At 69.3% G+C, this 453-nt stretch carries 1 protein-coding gene; it reads left to right on the top strand.

Annotation, left to right across the window (positions count from 1 at the left end; genetic code table 11):
- The coding region (locus KDL01_RS41985) for a PEP/pyruvate-binding domain-containing protein (RefSeq protein ID WP_281415870.1) at positions 1–453 on the top strand (453 nt) is incomplete at both ends.

The following is a 453-nucleotide window of genomic DNA, read 5'->3' as shown; positions in this document are numbered from 1 at the left end:
AGGAGCGGATGGGGCGCAAGCTCGGGGATCCGCGGGACCCGCTGCTGGTCTCGGTGCGCTCGGGCGCGAAGTTCTCCATGCCGGGGATGATGGAGACGGTGCTCAACATCGGGCTCTCGGACGCCTCGGTCTCCGGGCTCGCGGCGAAGGCCGGGGACGAGCGCTTCGCCTGGGACTCCTACCGGCGGCTGATCCAGATGTTCGGCAAGACGGTGCTGGACATCGGCGGCGAGCACTTCGAGGAGGCGCTCGAGGCCTCGAAGCGGGCCAAGAACGTGGCCACCGACGTGGAGCTGGACGCGGCCGACCTCTCGGTGCTGGTGGATGCGTACAAGGCGATCGTGCGTGAGCAGGCGGGGCGGGAGTTTCCGCAGGACCCGCGTGAGCAGATGGACCTGGCGATCCGGGCGGTGTTCGAGTCCTGGAACACCGAGCGGGCGATGCTCTACCGCC

Origin of the sequence: Actinospica durhamensis (assembly GCF_018139695.1) — a bacterium.
In the GTDB taxonomy this organism is placed as follows: domain Bacteria; phylum Actinomycetota; class Actinomycetes; order Streptomycetales; family Catenulisporaceae; genus Actinospica; species Actinospica durhamensis.
Note: the sequence above shows the minus strand (reverse complement) of the source record. Positions and strands in the feature narration are given on the sequence as shown.